14 protein-coding genes are annotated in these 18372 nt (G+C 65.7%); 9 read left to right on the top strand and 5 right to left on the bottom strand.

Translation table 11 applies throughout. The annotated features are described in order from the left end of the window. Window positions 1–82 precede the first annotated feature (82 nt). Window positions 83–2284, bottom strand: a complete 2202-nt coding sequence (gene tadA / locus HZA32_01800) for a Flp pilus assembly complex ATPase component TadA (GenBank protein ID MBI5422790.1) — start codon at window positions 2282–2284, stop codon at window positions 83–85. Window positions 2285–2418: 134 nt separating this feature from the next. Between tadA and HZA32_01795 the strand changes: the two genes are divergently transcribed. The 5 genes from HZA32_01795 to HZA32_01775 all read left to right on the top strand — a co-directional run bounded on the left by HZA32_01795 (window position 2419) and on the right by HZA32_01775 (window position 7662). Continuing rightward, window positions 2419–2883, top strand: coding sequence for a YraN family protein (locus HZA32_01795; protein ID MBI5422789.1), 465 nt, complete (start codon window positions 2419–2421; stop codon window positions 2881–2883). A gap of 273 nt (window positions 2884–3156) precedes the next feature. After that, a complete protein-coding gene (gene zwf / locus HZA32_01790) occupies window positions 3157–4698 on the top strand; it encodes a glucose-6-phosphate dehydrogenase (protein ID MBI5422788.1) in 1542 nt (513 codons plus the stop codon). Window positions 4699–4827: 129 nt separating this feature from the next. Further along, window positions 4828–5790, top strand: a complete 963-nt coding sequence (locus HZA32_01785; protein MBI5422787.1) for a glucose-6-phosphate dehydrogenase assembly protein OpcA — start codon at window positions 4828–4830, stop codon at window positions 5788–5790. Window positions 5791–6002: 212 nt separating this feature from the next. Further along, window positions 6003–6746 (top strand): 6-phosphogluconolactonase, encoded by a 744-nt coding sequence (locus HZA32_01780; GenBank protein MBI5422786.1) that lies wholly within the window; start codon window positions 6003–6005, stop codon window positions 6744–6746. Between the two features lie 10 nt (window positions 6747–6756). Continuing rightward, window positions 6757–7662, top strand: coding sequence for a hypothetical protein (locus HZA32_01775; protein ID MBI5422785.1), 906 nt, complete (start codon window positions 6757–6759; stop codon window positions 7660–7662). 73 nt (window positions 7663–7735) lie between these two features. On the opposite strand, the gene HZA32_01770 is transcribed toward HZA32_01775, so the two are convergent. The 3 genes from HZA32_01770 to vorB all read right to left on the bottom strand — a co-directional run bounded on the left by HZA32_01770 (window position 7736) and on the right by vorB (window position 12983). Next, on the bottom strand, window positions 7736–9877 hold the full coding sequence (locus HZA32_01770) for a CoA-binding protein (GenBank protein MBI5422784.1): 2142 nt from the start codon (window positions 9875–9877) through the stop codon (window positions 7736–7738). 111 nt (window positions 9878–9988) lie between these two features. After that, window positions 9989–11422 (bottom strand): 2-oxoacid:acceptor oxidoreductase family protein, encoded by a 1434-nt coding sequence (locus HZA32_01765; protein ID MBI5422783.1) that lies wholly within the window; start codon window positions 11420–11422, stop codon window positions 9989–9991. Between the two features lie 136 nt (window positions 11423–11558). Then, complete coding sequence (gene vorB, locus HZA32_01760) at window positions 11559–12983, bottom strand: 3-methyl-2-oxobutanoate dehydrogenase subunit VorB (protein ID MBI5422782.1); 1425 nt, start codon at window positions 12981–12983, stop codon at window positions 11559–11561. A gap of 280 nt (window positions 12984–13263) precedes the next feature. On the opposite strand from vorB, the gene sugE reads away from it, so the two are divergent. The 3 genes from sugE (at window position 13264) to HZA32_01745 (ending at window position 16201) form a co-directional block, all read left to right on the top strand. Further along, window positions 13264–13581: a quaternary ammonium compound efflux SMR transporter SugE gene (gene sugE / locus HZA32_01755; GenBank protein MBI5422781.1), complete on the top strand. Its 318-nt coding sequence runs from the start codon at window positions 13264–13266 to the stop codon at window positions 13579–13581. A gap of 171 nt (window positions 13582–13752) precedes the next feature. After that, the gene (locus tag HZA32_01750; GenBank protein ID MBI5422780.1) at window positions 13753–15384 is read left to right on the top strand and encodes a VOC family protein; all 1632 of its coding nucleotides are present in this window, start codon (window positions 13753–13755) and stop codon (window positions 15382–15384) included. A gap of 13 nt (window positions 15385–15397) precedes the next feature. Continuing rightward, the gene (locus tag HZA32_01745) at window positions 15398–16201 is read left to right on the top strand and encodes a hypothetical protein (GenBank protein MBI5422779.1); all 804 of its coding nucleotides are present in this window, start codon (window positions 15398–15400) and stop codon (window positions 16199–16201) included. 27 nt (window positions 16202–16228) lie between these two features. On the opposite strand, the gene HZA32_01740 is transcribed toward HZA32_01745, so the two are convergent. Beyond that, entirely contained in the window at window positions 16229–17521 is a 1293-nt protein-coding gene (locus tag HZA32_01740; GenBank protein MBI5422778.1) for a tyrosine--tRNA ligase, read from the bottom strand. Window positions 17522–17789: 268 nt separating this feature from the next. Between HZA32_01740 and HZA32_01735 the strand changes: the two genes are divergently transcribed. Further along, window positions 17790–18368, top strand: a complete 579-nt coding sequence (locus tag HZA32_01735) for a hypothetical protein (GenBank protein ID MBI5422777.1) — start codon at window positions 17790–17792, stop codon at window positions 18366–18368. Window positions 18369–18372 lie beyond the last annotated feature (4 nt).

Here is an 18372-nt window from a genome sequence, read left to right as displayed (position 1 = left end):
GTGAGCGCGGTTGGGGGGAGCGCGCCCGCGAAGCGCTGGCGTTCCGGAACGCTGATCGCTGAAAGCTGACCGCTCCGATCTCTTACAGGATCAAGTCCGGCGGCACATTGGCCAACGCGTCTTCCATCGTGGTGAGGCCCATTTTCACCTTCAGCATCGAATCTTGGTGGAGCGTCTTCATGCCGTTCTTCATCGCGACGCGTTTCAGCTCGGCGACTTCGGCTTCCTTGTTGATGGCTTCGGTGAGCTCCTCGGAGTTCGTCATCAGCTCGTGGATGCCGACACGGCCCTTGTAGCCGGTGCCGCCGCAAATATGGCAGCCGCCGGGGTTGGCTTTGAAAATCTCGGGCGCGTCGCCTTCGAGTTGGAGCGCTTTGCGGAGGATCTCCCACTCGCGGCCCTCGGGCTTGTATTTCACTTTGCAGTTCTTGCAGACGCGGCGGAGGAGGCGCTGGGCGCAGACGCAGACGAGCGACGCGGAAATGTTGAACACCTCGACGCCCATCTCGCCGAGGCGCGCGACGGTGGAGGGTGCGTCGTTGGTGTGGAGCGTGGAGACGAGCAAGTGGCCGGTGAGCGCGGCTTCGACGGCGATGCCGGCGGTTTCCTCGTCGCGGATTTCGCCGACGAGGATGATGTCGGGGTCCATGCGCAGGTAGCAGCGCAGCGCACGGGCGAAGGTGAGGCCGATCTGGCGGTTCATCTGCATCTGGTTGATGCCGCCGAGCGTGTATTCGATCGGGTCTTCCGCGGTCTGGATGTTCACGTCGGGCGTGTTCACTTCGCCGAGCGCGGAGTAGAGCGTCATCGACTTGCCGGAGCCGGTCGGGCCGCAGTGGAGAATCATGCCGTAGGGCTGACGGATGCAGTCGCGGTATTTCTGGAGATTCTCGTCGGAGAAGCCGAGGGCGGGGAGCGGCAGCGTGGACTTCTGTTTGTCGAGAATACGCATGACGACCTTCTCACCGTGGTTCATCGGACCGGTGGCGACGCGGAGGTCGATGTCGATGTTCTTCTTCGTGTATTTTTTGAAGACGATGCGTCCGTCCTGCGGCAACCGACGCTCGGAGATGTCGAGGTTGCACATGATCTTCAGGCGGGCGACCATGGCGCCGACGACTTGTTTCGGGAGGCGGAGCTTCTCGATGCACATGCCGTCGATGCGGTAGCGGACCATGAGCTCCTTTTCTTGCGGCTCGATGTGGATGTCCGATGCGCCGGCGATGTAGGCGTCCTCGATGATGCGGTTGACGAGCTGGATGATCGGGGCGGAGTCCTCCTTGTCGAGTTCCTCGGCCTTCACCTCGGCGTTGCCGTCGCCGGAGTAGGCGCCGCCGATGAGGTCGGCGACCTCGGTGATGTCGACGTCGTCGTGCTCGACCTTGGGGCCGGCGGCGGGCTTGGAGTCCTTGAAGTGTTTCTTGAGGAGCTCGTCGAGGTAGGTGGCGGGGATGACGCGGACGTCCTCGATGTGGAGTTCGCAGGCGGTCTGGAACGACTCGCGCTTGGCGTAGTCGAGCGGGTTGGTCATCAGCACGCTGATGCCGTTGGTGCCGACTTTCTTGACGGGGAAAACCTGTTCGCGGCGGATGACGGCGTCGCCGATGACCTCGACGAGTTTTTCGTCGACTTCGCCCTCCTCGACTTTGGTGACGAGCGGGAGATCGGTGAAGCGGGCGATGAATTTCGCGGTGTCCTCGGCGCTGAGCTGGAATTTCGGGTCCAGCATGCGCTGGATGAGCGAGGAGGAATACTCGGCGACTTCTTGGAGAACACTCAGGTCCTTCGCCGTGAACTGGCCGTTGGTGCCGGCGGACGGCTCCTTGTTGAGGACCTGGATGGCGCCGATGACGATGTTGGTCTTCAGCGGCACGGTGAGCATCGAGTGGACCTCGAAGCCCGTGTTCATGTTTTTCAGCGACGCGGCCTCGGGGCCCTTGTTGCTGAAGAAAAGCGGTTCGCCGGTCTGGATGACCTTGCCGACGTTGCCGGTGCCGGCGGGAAGCTTGAGCGCGAGGAGTTTTTTGGCGGTCTCCTTGAACTGGAGTTCCTTGTCCTTGTCCTGACCCCAGAGCGTCGGCGAGTAGTAGACCTGCTTGAACGCGATCTCGCCGCCCTCGACGAGGTAGAGCGTCATGGACTGCGCCTGGAGCGCCTCGACGACTTTGCTCGCGGTGAGTTCGATGACGGAGGCGACATCCTCGCGGCTCGGCGCCGGCTTCGAAATGACTTTGATGAGCAGCGATCGCCGAAGCGTGCCGGTGAGGTTGCTGGGATTGGCCATGTCAGGTCAGGTGACGAGGCGCCGCGTGGGTAGAGAAGGAAGGGCGGCGAGCTAAATCGCTCTTGCCTGTAGGTCAAAAAAACCGCGTCGTCGAGGGCGAACTACCCATGCTCGCGTGGCTCAACGACGTGTGGATGAAATTCGCGGCGCCGAGCGGGGAAACTCCCGAGGCGGCCGCAGCCGGCGCGCGCGGCGAGGCGGCGGCTGCGGATTTTCTGGCGAAGCGGCACGGCTTCGCGATCGTCGCCCGCAACTGGCGGAGCCCGCGTGACCGGCGGGACGAGATCGACCTTGTCGCGCGCGATGGCGAGGTGCTGGTGTTCGTCGAGGTGAAGGCGCGCAGCGCCGACGCCCTCGTGCCCGGCTACTACGCCGTGGATCGCCGCAAGAAGCGCGTGCTGCAACGGGCGGTGCACGCGTATCTCAGCGCGCTGTCGGCGCCGCCGCGGACGTTCCGCTTCGACGTCGTGGAGGTGGCGCTGAGCGACCGCCTCCCGCCGCAGTGCATGCATTTCGAAAACGTGCCGCTGTTCCCAAAGGGCTACCACGTCGCGCGGCAGAGCGGATCGATCGATCAGGTGCGCGACAACGCGCGGTGAGGACGGCGGAGGAGGACTGAGGACTGAAGACGGAGGACGCGCGGGTAGGGGCGGTTGCCCTCAACCGCGCTCGGGACTGTGGCCGCGCGGCGAGCCGAAGGGTGCTTGAGGGCAAGCGCCCCTACCGAAGAGTGCGCGCGCGAAATTTTGTCGTCGTCGAAAAATTTCCGTTCTCCGTCGTCCGTATTCCGTCCTCCGCGACCGCGTCACGTGCTCGTGTCATCGGGGAATAATTCCTTGGCGATTTTCCGGGGGCGGCGCATGGTGCCGCTCATGTCCGACCACGAACGGCATCCGTTCCTCCACGGCCTCAGCAAACACCGCGGCGCTCCGCCCACGGTGGTCGTCATCTTCGGCGCCTCGGGCGACCTCACGGCGCGCAAGCTCATCCCCGCGATCTACAATCTCGCGCTCGATGGCCTGCTGCCCGCGGACTTCTTTCTCATCGGCTACGGGCGCAAACCGATGCCCGACGCGGAATTTCAGGCGCTGTCGGTCGATGCGATCAAGGAATTCTCGCGCCGTGAACTGCGAGACGACGTGTGGTCGCGTCTGGCGCCGCGCACGGTCTACGTGAGCGGCGGTTACGACGAGGCGGCGGCGTTCACGAAGCTGGCTGAGAAAATCAGCGCACTCGAAAAGCAGATCGGACAGGACGTGCAGGCGCTGTTCTACATCTCGACGCCGCCGTCGGTCTTCGCGCCGATCATCCAGAATCTCGGCACCAGCGGACTCGCCGCGCGCCACCTCGGGCAGGTGACGCAGTCGAAGGTCATCATCGAAAAACCGTTCGGCAAGGACCTCGCCAGCGCGCAGGCGCTGAACAAGGAGCTGACGTCCGTGTTCGAGGAGTCGCAGGTCTTCCGCATCGATCATTACCTCGGCAAAGAGACCGTGCAGGACCTGCTCGTGCAGCGGTTCGCCAACGCGATCTTCGAGCCGCTCTGGAACCGCAACTTCATCGACCACGTGCAGATCACCGTCGCCGAGGAAGTCGGTGTCGAGGCCCGCGCCGGCTACTACGAGCAGAGCGGCGCGCTGCGCGACATGATCCAGAATCACACGATGCAGCTCGTCGCGCTCACCGCGATGGAGCCGCCCGTGTCGCTCGATGCCGAGGCGATCCGCGACGAGAAGGTGAAGCTGCTCCGCGCGATCCAGCCCTTACGCCTCGAAGGACCGCAGGCCGACGTCGCGCGCGCGCAATACGCCGAGGGCCTGCTCGCCGGCAAACCCGTGCCCGGCTACCTGACCGAGAAGGACGTCTCGCCGACGAGTGCGACCGAGACCTACGCCGCGCTGCGCCTCAACATCAACAACTGGCGCTGGAACGGCGTGCCGTTCTACATCCGCTCCGGCAAACGCATGGCGCGGCGCGTGACCGAGATCGCGATCCGCTTCAAGCGCGCGCCCGGAAACATCTTCGCCGAGTCGGACCGCTTCCAACTCGCGGCCAACACGCTCGCATTCCAGATCCAGCCCGACGAGGGCATGAGCATGATCCTCAACGCGAAGATCCCCGGCCTCGAGACGCGCACGCAGCCGGTGAAGATGAACTTCAAATACGCCACGACCTTCGGCTCGAACACGCCCGAGGCCTACGAGCGCCTCGTGCTCGATGCGATGATCGGTGACGGCACGCTCTTCATCCGCGGCGACGAAACGGAGCGCTCGTGGGAGCTGATGACTCCGATCCTCGAACACTGGAAGCAGCAGAGCCGCGCCGGTATGGATTCTTACAGCGCCGGTTCGTGGGGCCCGAAGGCTGCGGCGGATCTCCTCGCCGCGAATGGGCACAGCTGGAGAGAGCCGTGAGTCGGCGCGAGCGCCGACAAGCAACAAGAGACAAGAATCAAGTATCAGGATGAACGCTCATTCACGCCCTGTGCACCCAAGCGCGCCTCTCCGTCCTTGCTTCCTGGCACTTCCCACTTCCCGCCGCTGATGCACGCGATCTTCAACGCCCTGCCCGGACTCGAGGTGCCGGTCGGCGGCATCAATACCGGTTTCCAAAAACTCTGGGCCGATACGCCGGCGAAGGACAGCCGTGCGACGCAGCTCAACCTCGTGCTGCACCTCGGCCTCAACACGACGCCGGAGGATGCGGAGGAGCAATTCCGCAACACGGTCGAGTTCGCGAAGCGTTACCCCTGTCGCGTCGTCGTGCTTTGTCCGGAGCGCGATCCCGCGGCGGAGAAACTTTTCCGCGCAAAAATCTACGGCGAGTGCTTCCTCGGCAAATCGGGCAAGGACACGCGCTGCTGCGAGTTCGTGGTGCTCGCGTATCCGGTGGGCACGCACGATTTCCTGCAAAACCAAGTGTCGGTCTGCCTCTCGACCGATCTGCCGCTGTATTACTGGGCGCATCGTTTTTCGGCGGCGAATCGTCTCGCGGCCTACGATTACCTGCTGACGCGGTCGCGCCGCGTGCTGTTCGACAGCGCGGTGGTGCCGGAGGATGCGTTCACGTTTCCGTGGCCGAATCCCTCGGCGGTGCGCGATCTCGCGTATACGCGGACGCGTCCGCTGCGACAGACGATCGGTCAGTTCCTCAGCCGCTACGCGCCGGCGGACATCGTTGCCGGCCTGCGCGGCGTGACGATCCGGCATCGCCGCGACTTCGCGCCCGAGGCGGCGGCGATGAGCGGTTGGTTGAAGAAAGGCCTCGCGCGTTGCGGCGCGAACGCGGACGCACTGGCGTTCAATGTCACTGGCCAGGATTGCACCGGCTGCTTCTCCATCGCGTTCGACTACGGCGCGGCGGGGAAGAAGTTCATCTGGTCGGCCGACCTCGTGGATCGCGTGGCGGAGTTCGAAGGCGATCTCGGCCACGGCCGCACGACGCTCACGGCGACCGCGCGTCTGCTCGAGCCGGCCGACGCGTTGAGCGAGGCGATGTTTTACTGAGCGGGGAGCGATCAGCGGTCAGCAATCAGCAATCAGCGATCAGCGATCAGCGGTCAGCGGTCGGCGACCCGACCCTGCAAGATACGTGAGAATCAAGGCTGAGAGCTGATCGCTGACAGCTGACAGCTGATAGCTGACCGCTGCGCTGCTTCGCGCCTGCGCGGCACTTGCTCCTTGGCACTTGTCTCTTTCCTGCGCTCCATGAGCGCAGGATGAAGGAACTCAGCTCCAGCTACGGTCGCGTGTTCATCGGCACGAAGGAAGACTGTTTCCGCACGGCGGTGTTCGTGGCGGAAGGCCAGCGCGGACAGACGCCGCCGCGGAAGCATTTCACGTGGGCGCTCACCGGCGGCGCGACGCCGAAGGAGTGGTATCAGTGGTGCGTGGCGAAGGACGCGCTGTCGCCGACGACGGTGGCGACGACACATTGGTTCGTCAGCGACGAGCGCTACGTGCGGCCGGATTCGTTCGAGAGCAATTTCGGCAACGCGGACCGGCTCCTGCTGAAGCCGCTCGGCATCCCTCCGGATCGCAAGCACCCTTGGTCGACCAGCGTGCCGCCGGCGATGGCGGCGCTCGAGTTCGGCCGGATCAACGCGCCGTGGTTCGGCCGCGATCGCACCTTCGACGTGTGCTTCGCGGGGATGGGCGACGACGGCCACACGCTGTCGCTTTTCCCCGGCAGCCCGCTGCTGCGCGACGACGGCGGCTCGTATTTTGCGGCAATCGATGTGCCGGAAAAAGGATGGCGACTCACGCTGACGCCCAGCGGTTTGAAGGCGTGCGGGTTGGTCGTCGTCATGGTGCTCGGCGCGAGCAAGGCCGAGGTGCTGCACCGCGTGCTGGCGGGAGAGTTCAACCCGCAGCGGGTGCCGGCGCAGGTGATGAAGAGCATCCGCGATAAAGTCGTGTGGCTCGTGGATGAGGATGCGGCGGCGAAGTTTCTCGCCGGTTGACGTCGTCGCGATGGCGCGCCGCTTCGTCGTCGTCGGACAACGTCTTGGCGCGCGGTGTGACGGCACGGCGAATCGTGCCGGCATTTGGCACGTCCGTTGCGAAGGGAAGGGCGCCGGGCGCGTCGCCCGGCAAATTCGACCGGTATCATCCCCCATGAACATATCCTCCTCCGTCTCCTCTTCCTTTGAAACGACCAGCGAGCAGGCCAGCGGCCTCACCTGTTCCCGGTTGGCAGCGTCCGATGCGGAAAAAAGTGCCGGGTCCGGCGCGGCCGAGGGAGTCGATGGACAGCGCGCCGAGTTCCGGGCGTGGATGGCGAAATATTTCCAGCGCGGAATCAGCGGCGAGCGCCGGGAGGAGGTGGAGCATTACGCCGCGCAATTCGAACAGCTGATCCAACGCGCCGAGCAATCGAACGCCGAAGCTGCGCCGGAGGAATTTTTGCGCGGGCTGAGCTCCGATGAGCGCGAGGTGTTGCGGCACATGCACGCCTTGGCGGACGCGATTGACCCGGAAAAATTATCCGAAGAAGGCGCGATCAATCTGCTGCGTTCGCCGGGTAGCGCGCGCGACGTCGATCGCGACGGCTTTCAGATGGTGGGGAAGGCGAAGACGTGGACCTTTCCGCCGCCCGACGCCCCGGCTGCGGTGAAGCAGGCGTGGGAAGACACCACGCGTGGCTTGAGCGATTCGGACGTGTTTCTGCTGCAAGGAAGTTTCCTGCCGATCTCCATTTCCGGTTACGAATCGCCGAGCGCGTATCGGGGCGCCGATACGGATTACCTCCGACTTGTGCGCGACGCGCTCGCGGGGGCTGAATACGCCCGGCCGTTCGACCAACCGTGGCAGGTCGAGACGCGCAATCGCCAGATCGCGCTGCTGAAAGACCTGATTTCCCACCTCGAGTCGGCGTAACGCCGCGCGGTGCCGGTTCGCGGTGTTGCGGACATCGCGCAGAGGACAACGCGCCGCGCGTCCGCGCGCGGCACTACAGCGCGCGCAGGCCAAGCAGCGCGGATTCGATGCGGTCGAACGTCGGCACGTTCTCCGCGGCGAATGCGGTGCGGTAGCTCTCGTAGTCGGCGCCCGCGTCGATCGCGACGGCGAGCGGCTTGCCGGCGGCGCGGGCGAGCGCGGCGAGTTGCGAAGCGAAGCGCGCGGCAGCGGGGGCGTCGGTGCCGAGCTTGCGCGTGAACGGCACGAGGCCGACGACGAGCACGGCGCATTCGCGCAGGAGCAGCTCGGCGGTGGCGAGGTAGGCGGACTCGTCAGCCATGGGAGTTAGGTCGAGGGGCAAACGGGGACTGACGAGTCCGCCCAAATTCTTCGCGGCGAGCAGATGCGTGAGCTCCTCGGTGGCGGGAGCGCCCAGCGTGGCGGCGGGCAACGCGGTGCCGAAGAGATCGGAACCGTTCACGCTCTCGAAACCGGCGTTGGTGAGCAGCGCGACCGGGCCTTTCGCGAGACGCGGATACGCGGCGAGCCAGGCGAGCGCGGCGTCGAACTCCGCGATGCTCGCGGTGAAGCGCACGCCGGAGCGTTCGAGCAATTCGCGTTCGAGCGCGAGGTCGCCGGCCATCGCGCCGGTGTGGCTGGCGGCGGCGGCTTGGCCGGCGGCGGTGCGGCCGGCGCGGTGCAACAGAACGCGCGAGCCGCGCTGCGCGAGCGAGCGCGCGGCGGCGGCGAAGGGCGCGAGATGGCCGGGACCGAAACCCTCGACGTAGCACGCGACGGGGCCGGGGTGCTCTTCGCGGGCAAGCGCGGCGAGGACGTCGGGCATCGCCACGTCCATCTGGTTGCCGAGAGCGACGCCGAGGCCGAAGCGGAGCGACGGCTGGCGTGAGCGGCGGCAGAGGAGAAACGCGCCGCTTTGCGAAAGCAGCGTGAGGGCGCCGCCGGTGCAGGCGGGCGCGGCGAGTTTTTCGGTCGGAATGAACGACGTGTCGAGGTCGAGCGCGGGTGACCAGTGACCGAGGAAATTCGGGCCGAGCACGGCGGGCGTCCAGCGGCCGGCGGCGCGCGTTTCGCGGAGCAGTGCGCTCAAGCGTGCGCCGAGGCCGTGCGTGTCGGCGCCGTCGCCGATGCCGCCGGCGACGAGGGCGACGCAGGTGGCGCCGCCGCCTTGGGCGATGAGCGCTTCGAGCGTGGCCGCTGCGGCGGGTGCCGGGAGCGCGAGGATCAGAAGATCGACGGGGGCGTCGCGCAACGCGGCGACGTCAGGGAAACATGGCAGACCGAGGAACTCGCTTTGCCCGGGCTTGATGAGGATCAGGTCGCCGGGCGGCAGAGCGTAACGGCGGAGGTTCTCGAGGATCGTGCGGCCGACGCCGCCTTCCTGCGCGGAGACGCCGGCGAGGGCGATGCGGCGCGGCTGGCGGAGCGCGGGGAGGAAGTCGGGCGACGGAGCGAGACGTTCCGCGGCGGGCGGAGCGTAGCGGCCCACGGCGTCGAGCGGGCGCGGCGTGCCGTTCGGGTCGAGCGCGACGGGATTGAGTTCGACGAGCGCAAGGCCTTGCTCGTCCGCGAGCGCGGCGAGTTGCCAGAGCGATTCGAAGAACACGCGCAGGTCTTCGGTCGTCGTGAGCGGATGCGAATCGCGCAAACCGCCCAGCCACGCGCGGCCGAGCAAGTGCGCGGAGAATTCCGTTAGTGCCTGCTCCGGCGTGACGACTTCAACGGGCCAGCGGCACGGCGGCGCGAGTTCGGCGAGGGCGTTGGCTTGCAGACCGCCGAAGCCGCAGAGCACGACCCAGCCGGCGTCGGCGCGCGAGAGAGAGACGAAGGCTTCCGAGGGCACATCGCGGTTGCGCTGGATGGCGATGCGTTCGCAGACGAGAGCGTCGATCCACGTGAGGCCTTCGGCTTCGACGCGGCGGCGCATCGCGGCGGCTTCGTCCCCGAGGCGCGCGGCGTCGAAGGGGAGAAAGCGCACGCAACCGAGCTCGGACTTGTGCCAGAGTTCGTCGCCGAGCCCTTTCAGCACGATCGGCTCGCCGGGCACGAATGGCAGCGCGCCGCCGACGAGGCCGTGACGCGGCGGACGCAGGCCGGCGCGTGCGAGAAGGTCGTAGGCCTCGGTTTCGCAGAGGAAGGCGGAGCGGGGCGGGGCGACTGAACCGGATGCGGGCATGGCGGCTTCTATCGTTCTCGTTCTCTTACTCGTTCTCGTTCTCTCGTGGTTTGAGGCGCCTGCGTTCTGCGGAGAGAACGAGAAAGAGAACGAGGAACGAGAACGAGGGGATCAGACCGTGGCGGGCGTGACGGCGGCGAGGCCGGCGGCGTAGGCGGAGCGGTTGAGCGGGAGGACGGCGGCCTTGTCCTTGAGGACGTGGGCGAGCGTCTCGATCAGTGCGTCGTCGGGGAGGAGCTTCGTGGCCGACTGCAGCGCGCCGAGGGCGACGACGTTTTTCACCATCGGCTTGCCGAGGTCGGCGGCGATCTTCGTGAACGGAATGCCGAGGATGTGGCGGCCGGCGGGCAGGTCGGTCGGCGCGACGGTGACGATCGTGCTGTCGTAGAGGATCGTGCCGCCGGGGACGACGGTGTGCGCGAATTTGGTGAGGCTCGGGGCGTTGAAGGCGACGAGGACGTCGGGCTCGGGCGCGGCGGGGTTGAGCACCTCGGTGGCGGCGATGTGGACATCGGCGTAGCTGGTGCCACCGCGCGACTCGGGGCCGTAGGCGGGAATGTGCGTGGCGTCGTAGCCGAGTTCGATAGCCGCGCGGACGAGGAGCAGCGCGGCGGTTTGCGCGCCGTCGCCGCCGGAACCGGCGAACTTAAAGGAGAGGTCGCGCTTGGCGACGTGCGCGGGCCACTCGGTGCGGCGCTTCTCGGCGAGCGCGGGCTCGGCGCCGGCGAGGCCGAGGACTTCCTCGGGCTCGTAGGACGGACGCGGGCCCTTGAACCACGGTTCGGTGGTGGCGCTGACGTCTTTCTTCACGCCGAGCGGGTAGACGGGCTCCATGTTTTCCTGCACCCATTTCTCCGCCTCGACGGGCGAGAGCTTCAGATGCGTGGGGCACTCGGAGAGGACTTCGATGAACGAGTAGCCGCGGCCTTCGAGCTGGTTCTGCAGCGCCTTCTTGATCGCGCGGCGGGCTTTGACGCGGTTCTTGGCGTCGTAGAGCGCGACGCGTTCGACGTAGATCGGGCCGTCGAGTTGCGCGATGAGCTCGGCCATCTTGAGCGGCTGGCCGTGAGCGCGACCGCGGCCGTCGGGGCTCGTGGCGGTTTTTTGGCCGGTGAGGGAGGTCGGCGCGAGTTGTCCGCCGGTCATGCCGTAGATCGCGTTGTTGATGAAGATGACCGTGAGCGGCACGCCCATCTGCGCGATGGAGATGGTTTCGGCGAGGCCGATGGACGCGAGGTCGCCGTCGCCTTGGTAGGAGATGACGAGCGAGTCGGGCGCGGCGAGCTTGTGGCCGAGGGCAACGGCGGGCGCGCGGCCGTGGGCGGCCTGCGAGTTGCCGGTGTCGAAGTAGTAGTAAGCGAACACCGAGCAGCCGACCGGCGAGATGAAGATCGTGCGGTCCTGCGCGTCGAGTTCCTTGAGGATATCGGCGATGTCGCGGTGGACGACGCCGTGGCCGCAGCCGGGGCAGTAGTGCGTGCTGTGGGCCTTGAGGCCTTCGCCGTGGGCGTGGCGCTCGAATTTTTCGTAGAAAACACCGCTCATGAGGAGTGGGGGAAAAGGGTTGGTGGGGGCTGCCTCGTTCCTCGTTCTCTTACTCGTTCTCGTTCTCTCGTCGGGTGAGATGCGTGCGTTTGGCGGAGAGAACGAGAAAGAGAACGAGGAACGAGAACGATTCGTTTTAGGCGTGCGACGCGGCTGGCGTGCCGAGGAGTTGGTTGAGGATTTCGCGTTGGGACGGGAGAACGCCGCCGTGGCGGCGGACGTGTTCGATGCGCGGCGTGGCGAAGCCGGCGTGGCTGAGCGCGAGGCGCAGTTCGTCCTCGAGCTGGCCGGGGCCGGCTTCGACGACGATGAGGCGCTTCGTCTGCGGGAGGAGATCGGCGAGCGCGCTGATGGGGAAGGGCCAGAGCGTGATCGGGCGGAAGAGACCGACCTTCAGGCCTTCGGCGCGAGCGACTTCGACGGCGCCCTTGGCCATGCGGGCGGGCGTGTTGCAGGCGACGATGACGACGTCGGCGTCTTCGCAACGGTAGAGATCGGCGCGCTGTTCGCGGCGGGCGATGGCGGTGTATTTGCGGTTGAGGTGCTCGTTGCGTTTCTCGAGGTCGGTTTCGAGGAGCTCGATCGACGAGATGAGATTGTGGCGGTGGTCGCGGTCGCCGCAGACGGACCAGGAGGGTTTGCCGCGGCGGAGCATCGTCTCGGGGAGTTTGACGATGCCGGTCATCTGGCCGAGGTAGCCGTCGCCGAGGATCACGACCGGCGAGCGGTAGCGGAAGGCGAGCGTGAAGGCGTCGATTGTGAGATCGAGCATCTCCTGCGGTGTGCCCGGCGCGAGGACGATGGCGTGCGTGTTGCCGTGGCCGAGGCCGCGGCAGGCGAGTTTGATGTCGGCTTGTTCGGGGCCGAGGTTGCCGAGGCCGGGGCCGCCGCGCATGACGTTGACGAAGACGCCCGGCAGCTCCGCGCCGATCATGTAGCTGACGCCTTCGAGCATGAGAGAGAAGCCGGGGCCGCTGGTGAAGGTCATGCACGGCACGCCGGCGCCGCCGGCGCCATACATCATGTTGACGGCGGCGGTTTCGGAGACGGCCTGGACGAACGCGCCGCCGAGTTTCGGGAGGATCTTGGCCATGAGCTCGGCGCCTTCGGTCGAGGGCGTGATCGGATAGCCGAAGACATGGCGGCAGCCGGCAAAGAGCGCGCCGATGGCGGCGGCGTAGTTGCCCTTCAAGACGAGTGGTTCGCAGGCGGGAGCGGCGATGACGGTGTCGCGTTCGTCGGCGGCGGGATCACTGGGGCGCGGCTTGGGGCCGAAGAGTTTCGCGGGATCCTGCAGGTCGAAATCGTCGCCGCGACCGGAATGGTCTTCGTGCGCGCGCTCGGTTTCGGGGCGGAGGCCGAACGGCTCGGGGCACGCCTGCATGCAGAGCGAGCAGCCGTTGCAGGCGTCGAGGTGGAGTTCGACCGGGATGAGACCGGTGGCGGGGTTGATCTCGGAGCCGGGTTCGATGCAGTGCTTGGGGCACGCGTCGACGCAGCGGAGGCAGCCTTTGCAATATTCCGGCTGGAGGAAGGGTTTCGGACGGGCGGGGGCAGTCATGGGCGGGAGGCCGCTCGGGCGGGGGTGGTCGCGCGACGCGGCGTGGTTTTTTCTGAGTCTAGTCGCGCTTGGCCGGAGGCTCTGTGCAGGCTTTGCGCGACGATACGCAGAGCTTGGGAAGGGTGGTTACGCCGAAAGGATGAGGTGCGCGCGCGGCGGGGCGCCGCGCGAAGTAGCTAGGATCATGGGAGAGGTATCAAAAGACGGGCGGGTGCGCGACGGGGCGGAAGCGTGCTTCTTGGCTCTTGTTACTTGGGCCCGGTTACTTCTTGTTCCGCGCATGCCTTGGCTCTGGCTCATCGTCGCCGGCTTGCTCGAAATTTCCTGGGCGGTCGGGCTGAAATACACGGACGGCTTTTCGAAGCTGGTGCCGAGCGTCGTGACGGTCGTGCTGATGCTGGCGAGCTTCTGGTGCCTCGCGCAGGCGGTTAAAGGGCTGCCGCTCGGGACGAGCTACGCGATCTGGACGGGCATCGGCGCGGTGGGCACGGCGATCGCGGGCATCGTGCTGTTCAAGGAGCCGGCGACGGCCGCGCGGCTCGCGTGCATGGTGCTGATCGTGGCAGGGATCGCGGGATTGAAGTTCACGGCGCGCTGAGGGCGGAGCGGAGGACGGAGGACCTAGGACGGAGAATGGAGGACGGACGCGGAGAGGGTTGTGCTGAGAGCAGAGGGGACTGATCGCTGACCGCTCGGGCGCGTCTTGGCCGTGCGGCTAGCGGGTGGCTCCTTGCATTCGGAGGGCGGGGCGGTTTTCTGGGCGGTTCTCATGACCGCCGCCCACGCCGACAAACTCGAGATGCAACACCGGCTCTTCGCCGAATTGTCCCGCATGTTCGGACACGAGGTTCCGCTCTACGACCGGTCCCTGCTGGTGAACCGCGTCGTGAACGAGTCGCTCTGCACGCTGCTCGCGCAGCTCTGGCGCGGCTTCGCGATCAGCGCCGAGCAACTGGAGAAGACGAGCGGAGAGCGCCACGGGGCGATCCGCATCGGCCGGCCGGACGAGTATCGCTGGATCGGGCGGTTCTTCGCGCAGTTCGCGATGGAGCCGCATGCGTTCTACGACATGACGAACGTCGGCGCGAAGAGTCAGCCGATCATCGCGACGGCGTTCCGCTCGCGGTCGAATCCCGAGCACCGTGTCTTCACGTCGTTGCTGATGACGGACTATTTCGACGCCGCCACGCGGGCGCGCATCGAGGCGTTGCTGGCGTCGCGGCAGGTGTTTTCCGCGCGCGCGAAGGAGTTGATTGAAAAAGGAGAACGCGACGGCGGGCTCGCGTGGGCCGACGCGAACGCGCTCATCGGCGAAGCGACGGAGCGCATTTTCAAATGGACCGGCCGTGCGCGCGACCACGCGCTCTACACGGAGCTGAGCCAGGCGGGCTTCAAGATCGCGGCGGACATCGCGTGCTTCGAGTCGCACCACCTGAATCACCTCACGCCGAACACGCTGTGGATGGACCTCTACACGAGCGCGATGAAGTTCTGCCTCGGCGAACTCGGCGAGGCCGGTTTCCGGCAGCACGCGACGTTCGCGCTCGGGCATTTCGTGGCGCAGTGCGACCGCGATTACCTGCGGCTGCACTTCAAGCACCTCACCGCCGCGCAACTCGCGGCGTTTCATCCGGCGCCGCTCGGGAAAGATGCGCTTGCCGCGAGCGTCGACGGACTGGTGCAGCGCCTGCAGAGCGACGATCTCAATCTCGCGCGGCAGAAACATGCGGGTTTCAAGGACTCGACGGAAGGCCCGCCGACCAATGTGCCGGTGCTGCTGCGGCAGGATTCCTACAAGGCGCTGACAGAGCCGGTGCAGTTCACCAACGCCGACGGCACGGTCGTGAACGCGACGCACACGGCGCGCTTCGGCGAAATCGAGCAGCGCTTCTACGCCACGACGCCGAAGGGGCGCGCGCTCTACGACCGTTGCCTGGCGGCGGCGGATCTCGCGAAGTCCGAGCATGCCGGGTTGGCGAAAAAGGATTTCGCCGCCTACGAGCGATTGGCGAGCGAGGCCTTTGCGTCGTTCCCGCAGACGCTGATCGAACTCGTGGCGCAGGGACTCGTGTTCGCGCGCTTCAGCGCGACGGAGTCCGGCCGTGCGGCCGCAAAGATGGGCTTGCTGAAGACGAACGATCTCGTGGTGCTCGCGCGCGAAGGCCTCGTGGCGATCGAGGGACTGCGCTACGAGGATTTCCTGCCGATCAGTGCGGCGGGGATCTTCGCGTCGAACCTTCAGCAATACGGCACGAAATCCACGGCGCACGCGAAGCCGGCCTACACGCAGGCGCAGCTCGAAGAAATCCTCGGGCGAAAGATCATCGATCCGAACGACGCCTACGCGGCGCTCGAAGCGGAGTCGCGCGTTGAAACGATGCGCGAATGTCGCATACGGTAATGTTGTAACTTGAGTGCTCGACGCACCGCTTGCTGCTCAGCTATGCCACGCTGCGGTGAATAATATTTGGATCAGTCCCGAGGTATTTAAGTGGGAAGTTCGCTGGGAGAGCGGCTCGGTGGTGGAGCGTCAAAAAATGCGCAGACCGCATGAGCTTTGGCGGCGTGCTCATATTGTCCTTAGTCGGAAAGGAGATGAACACGACCGCGCAGAGGTAATCACCGTTCTGAAGCGCGCGGTCGATTTTCGGATAAAGCACCTCAACGATCGCTACCGATTCAAACGGATACCTATTAGTGAAAAGCCGGCGGAGCTCCTCGCACAAATGGAGTTTTTCGGTCTAATTCGACCGATCATGGTGCAGAAGCTGATGCAGATTAGAAACCGCATCGAGCACATGGACGCTCCGCCGCCGCCGGACGGTGAGTGTTCGGAGATGGTGGAGTTCGTTTGGTATTTTTTGAAGTCAACCGATCGAATTGCTGAGATGTTTCCAGAAGGTATCATCTTCAGCGAAAAGGGGGACGACGATGACGGGGTGTGGCTTAGCAGTAGTGCGGTAGAGTGGCGGATTAGCGTTCGTGGATGGCTGCCTAATAAGTTAGTTTCTTATTCAGCGATGCCGGATTGGATTGTGGCGCCAGTCGAACGTATGGAGACATGGGATGAGCTTGCGGCCCGTCTGAAGAGTGAGGAAGCGCCGCTTGAATATTTTCCGCGCCATAGAGCCAGGGACACCATTTACGTATCCACCGATTCTTTGCCCCCACAATCGCGGTTAGTGGAATTTGTGAGAGCCCACTTTGCCGCAGTTTAATTCTGTGCGACTGTGGGCAGGAGAGAATCACTTCGCCGTGAGGACGGCGTAGCTGCGCTTGCCTTTGCGAAGGAGGAGATACTTGCCGAAGAGCAGGTCGGCGCTCGTGACGGCGCGTGAGAGGTCGGCGCGGACGTTGTTCAGGTAGACGCCGCCGGCTTCGAGGGATTTGCGCGCGGCGCCTTTCGAGGGTTCGAGGCCTGCGGCCACGACGAGGTCGATGATCGGCGCGCCGGCTCCGTCGAGCTTCGCGCGTTCGAGGTCCTTGGTTGGGACTTCGCCCACGACGTCGTGGAAGATTTCCTCGGTCACGCCGTCGAGCGAGCCGCCGAAGAGGATTTCGCTGGCCTTGAGCGCGGCAGCGAGGGCGTCGGTGCCGTGCACGAGCGTGGTCATCTCGCGGGCGAGGGCCTTCTGCGCGGCGCGGGCACCGGGGTTGGCCTCCAGTTCGTTTTCGAGCGCGGTGATCTCGTCGCGCGAGAGGAACGTGAGCGTCTTGAGGAGCTTGATGACGTCGGCGTCATCGGCGTTCACGAAGAATTGGTAGAAGCGATACGGGCTCGTTTTCTTCGGATCGAGCCAGACGGTGCCGGTGGCGGTCTTGCCGTATTTGGTGCCGTCGGACTTCGTCAGCAGCGGGAAGACGAGGCCCCAGACGGTGGCGCCGAGTTTCTTGCGGGTGAGCTCGGTGCCGACGGTGATGTTGCCCCACTGGTCGGTGGCGCCGACTTGGAGCTCGCAGTTGAACTCCTTGCGCAGGTGGAAGAAGTCGTAGCCTTGGAGCAGCATGTAGCTGAACTCCGTGAAGCTGATGCCGCTGGCGCGGTCTTCCATGCGGGAGCGGACGGAGTCCTTCGCGACCATCGAGTTCACCGTGACGTGCTTGCCGACGTCGCGGAGGAATTCGAGGAAGGACATCGGGCCGATCCAGTCGCCGTTGTTGACGAGGCGGGCGGGATTGTTGGCCGGAGTCTTGGCGGCGTCGAATTCGAGGAACTTGGCGAGCTGGGCGCGGACGGCGGCGATGTTGTGCGCGACTTGCTCGGGCGTCTGGAGGTTGCGCTCGTCGGATTTGCCGGACGGGTCGCCGACCATGCCAGTGGCGCCGCCGGCGAGGGCGATGGGGTGGTGGCCGGCGAGTTGGAAGCGGCGGAGCGCGAAGAGCGGCACGAGATTGCCGACGTGGAGCGAGTCGGCGGTGGGGTCGAAGCCGCAATACAGCGCGAGCGGACCTTCGGCGAGGCGCTTGCTCAGCGCTTCGCGGTCTGTGCTGTCGGCGTAGAGGCCACGCCACTCGAGTTCGGCCAGGATGTCGTGCATGATCGAGGGGCGAGTTAACGGGGCGGGGCGGCGCGGGCGCAAGAGCGCAATGCGCCACGTCGCGCCTCCGGTCTTGCGCGCGGCGCGGGCGGTGTGCACCAGTCCGAATGGGATCACGTGGACCACGCGAGCCTCCGACACAGCCAACACAATCCTCGGGGCGACTTGGGGCGTCGGGCAGTTTGTCGCGGTGGTCAACGACGGGACCATCCTCACGAGTCCCGATGGGCAAAATTGGACGAGCCGATCGTCAGGAACGACCACGACCTTGTTCCGCATCGATTGTTCGTCGGGACAGTTCGTCGTGACTGGTTTAGCGGGCACGCTGCTGACGAGCCGGGACGCGGTGACGTGGAACAGCGTCACGACGCCGAGCGCCAACACGCTCCAGTTCAGCGGCTCGAACGGCTCCATGCTGGTTGTCACCGGCAACAGCGGGACGATCCTGACGAGTCCGTTGCCGCCGTTTCAGTCGTGGTCGCTGGCGAGATTCAGTGCCCAGCAGATGCTCGATCCGGCGGTGGGTGGACCGTCCGCTGATCCGGACGGGGATGGTCTGTCCAACCTGACCGAATACGCGCTTGGCCGGGAGCCGAAGGTGGCGGAGGCCGCGCCGGCGCCGGTGGCCAGCAACGACGGCACGGATTGGATATTCACTTACACGCGGCCGGCGGACCGCACGGATGTGACTTATGCGGTGGAGGTGTCGACGGATCTGGCGACGTGGACCACGAGCGGCGTCACGCACGCGCGCACGGTCGCGGGTGCGACCGAAACCTGGCAGGGGCGCGTCGCGATGGCCGGCCGGCCGCAGGTGTTTTTCCGACTGAAAGTGTCGCAACCCTGAAGCG

Source organism: Opitutia bacterium (assembly GCA_016217545.1).
Taxonomy (GTDB): Bacteria; Verrucomicrobiota; Verrucomicrobiia; order Opitutales; family Opitutaceae; genus Didemnitutus.
Note: the sequence above shows the minus strand (reverse complement) of the source record. Positions and strands in the feature narration are given on the sequence as shown.

Excerpts from the sequence above, each read along its gene's own strand:
- tadA (MBI5422790.1), bottom strand. The coding sequence starts at position 2,284 with ATGGCCAATCCCAGCAACCTCACCGGCACGCTTCGGCGATCGCTGCTC.
- HZA32_01795 (MBI5422789.1), top strand. The coding sequence starts at position 2,419 with ATGAAATTCGCGGCGCCGAGCGGGGAAACTCCCGAGGCGGCCGCAGCC.
- zwf (MBI5422788.1), top strand. The coding sequence starts at position 3,157 with ATGTCCGACCACGAACGGCATCCGTTCCTCCACGGCCTCAGCAAACAC.
- HZA32_01785 (MBI5422787.1), top strand. The coding sequence starts at position 4,828 with ATGCACGCGATCTTCAACGCCCTGCCCGGACTCGAGGTGCCGGTCGGC.
- HZA32_01780 (MBI5422786.1), top strand. The coding sequence starts at position 6,003 with ATGAAGGAACTCAGCTCCAGCTACGGTCGCGTGTTCATCGGCACGAAG.
- HZA32_01775 (MBI5422785.1), top strand. The coding sequence starts at position 6,757 with ATGGCGCGCCGCTTCGTCGTCGTCGGACAACGTCTTGGCGCGCGGTGT.
- HZA32_01770 (MBI5422784.1), bottom strand. The coding sequence starts at position 9,877 with ATGCCCGCATCCGGTTCAGTCGCCCCGCCCCGCTCCGCCTTCCTCTGC.
- HZA32_01765 (MBI5422783.1), bottom strand. The coding sequence starts at position 11,422 with ATGAGCGGTGTTTTCTACGAAAAATTCGAGCGCCACGCCCACGGCGAA.
- vorB (MBI5422782.1), bottom strand. The coding sequence starts at position 12,983 with ATGACTGCCCCCGCCCGTCCGAAACCCTTCCTCCAGCCGGAATATTGC.
- sugE (MBI5422781.1), top strand. The coding sequence starts at position 13,264 with ATGCCTTGGCTCTGGCTCATCGTCGCCGGCTTGCTCGAAATTTCCTGG.
- HZA32_01750 (MBI5422780.1), top strand. The coding sequence starts at position 13,753 with ATGACCGCCGCCCACGCCGACAAACTCGAGATGCAACACCGGCTCTTC.
- HZA32_01740 (MBI5422778.1), bottom strand. The coding sequence starts at position 17,521 with ATGCACGACATCCTGGCCGAACTCGAGTGGCGTGGCCTCTACGCCGAC.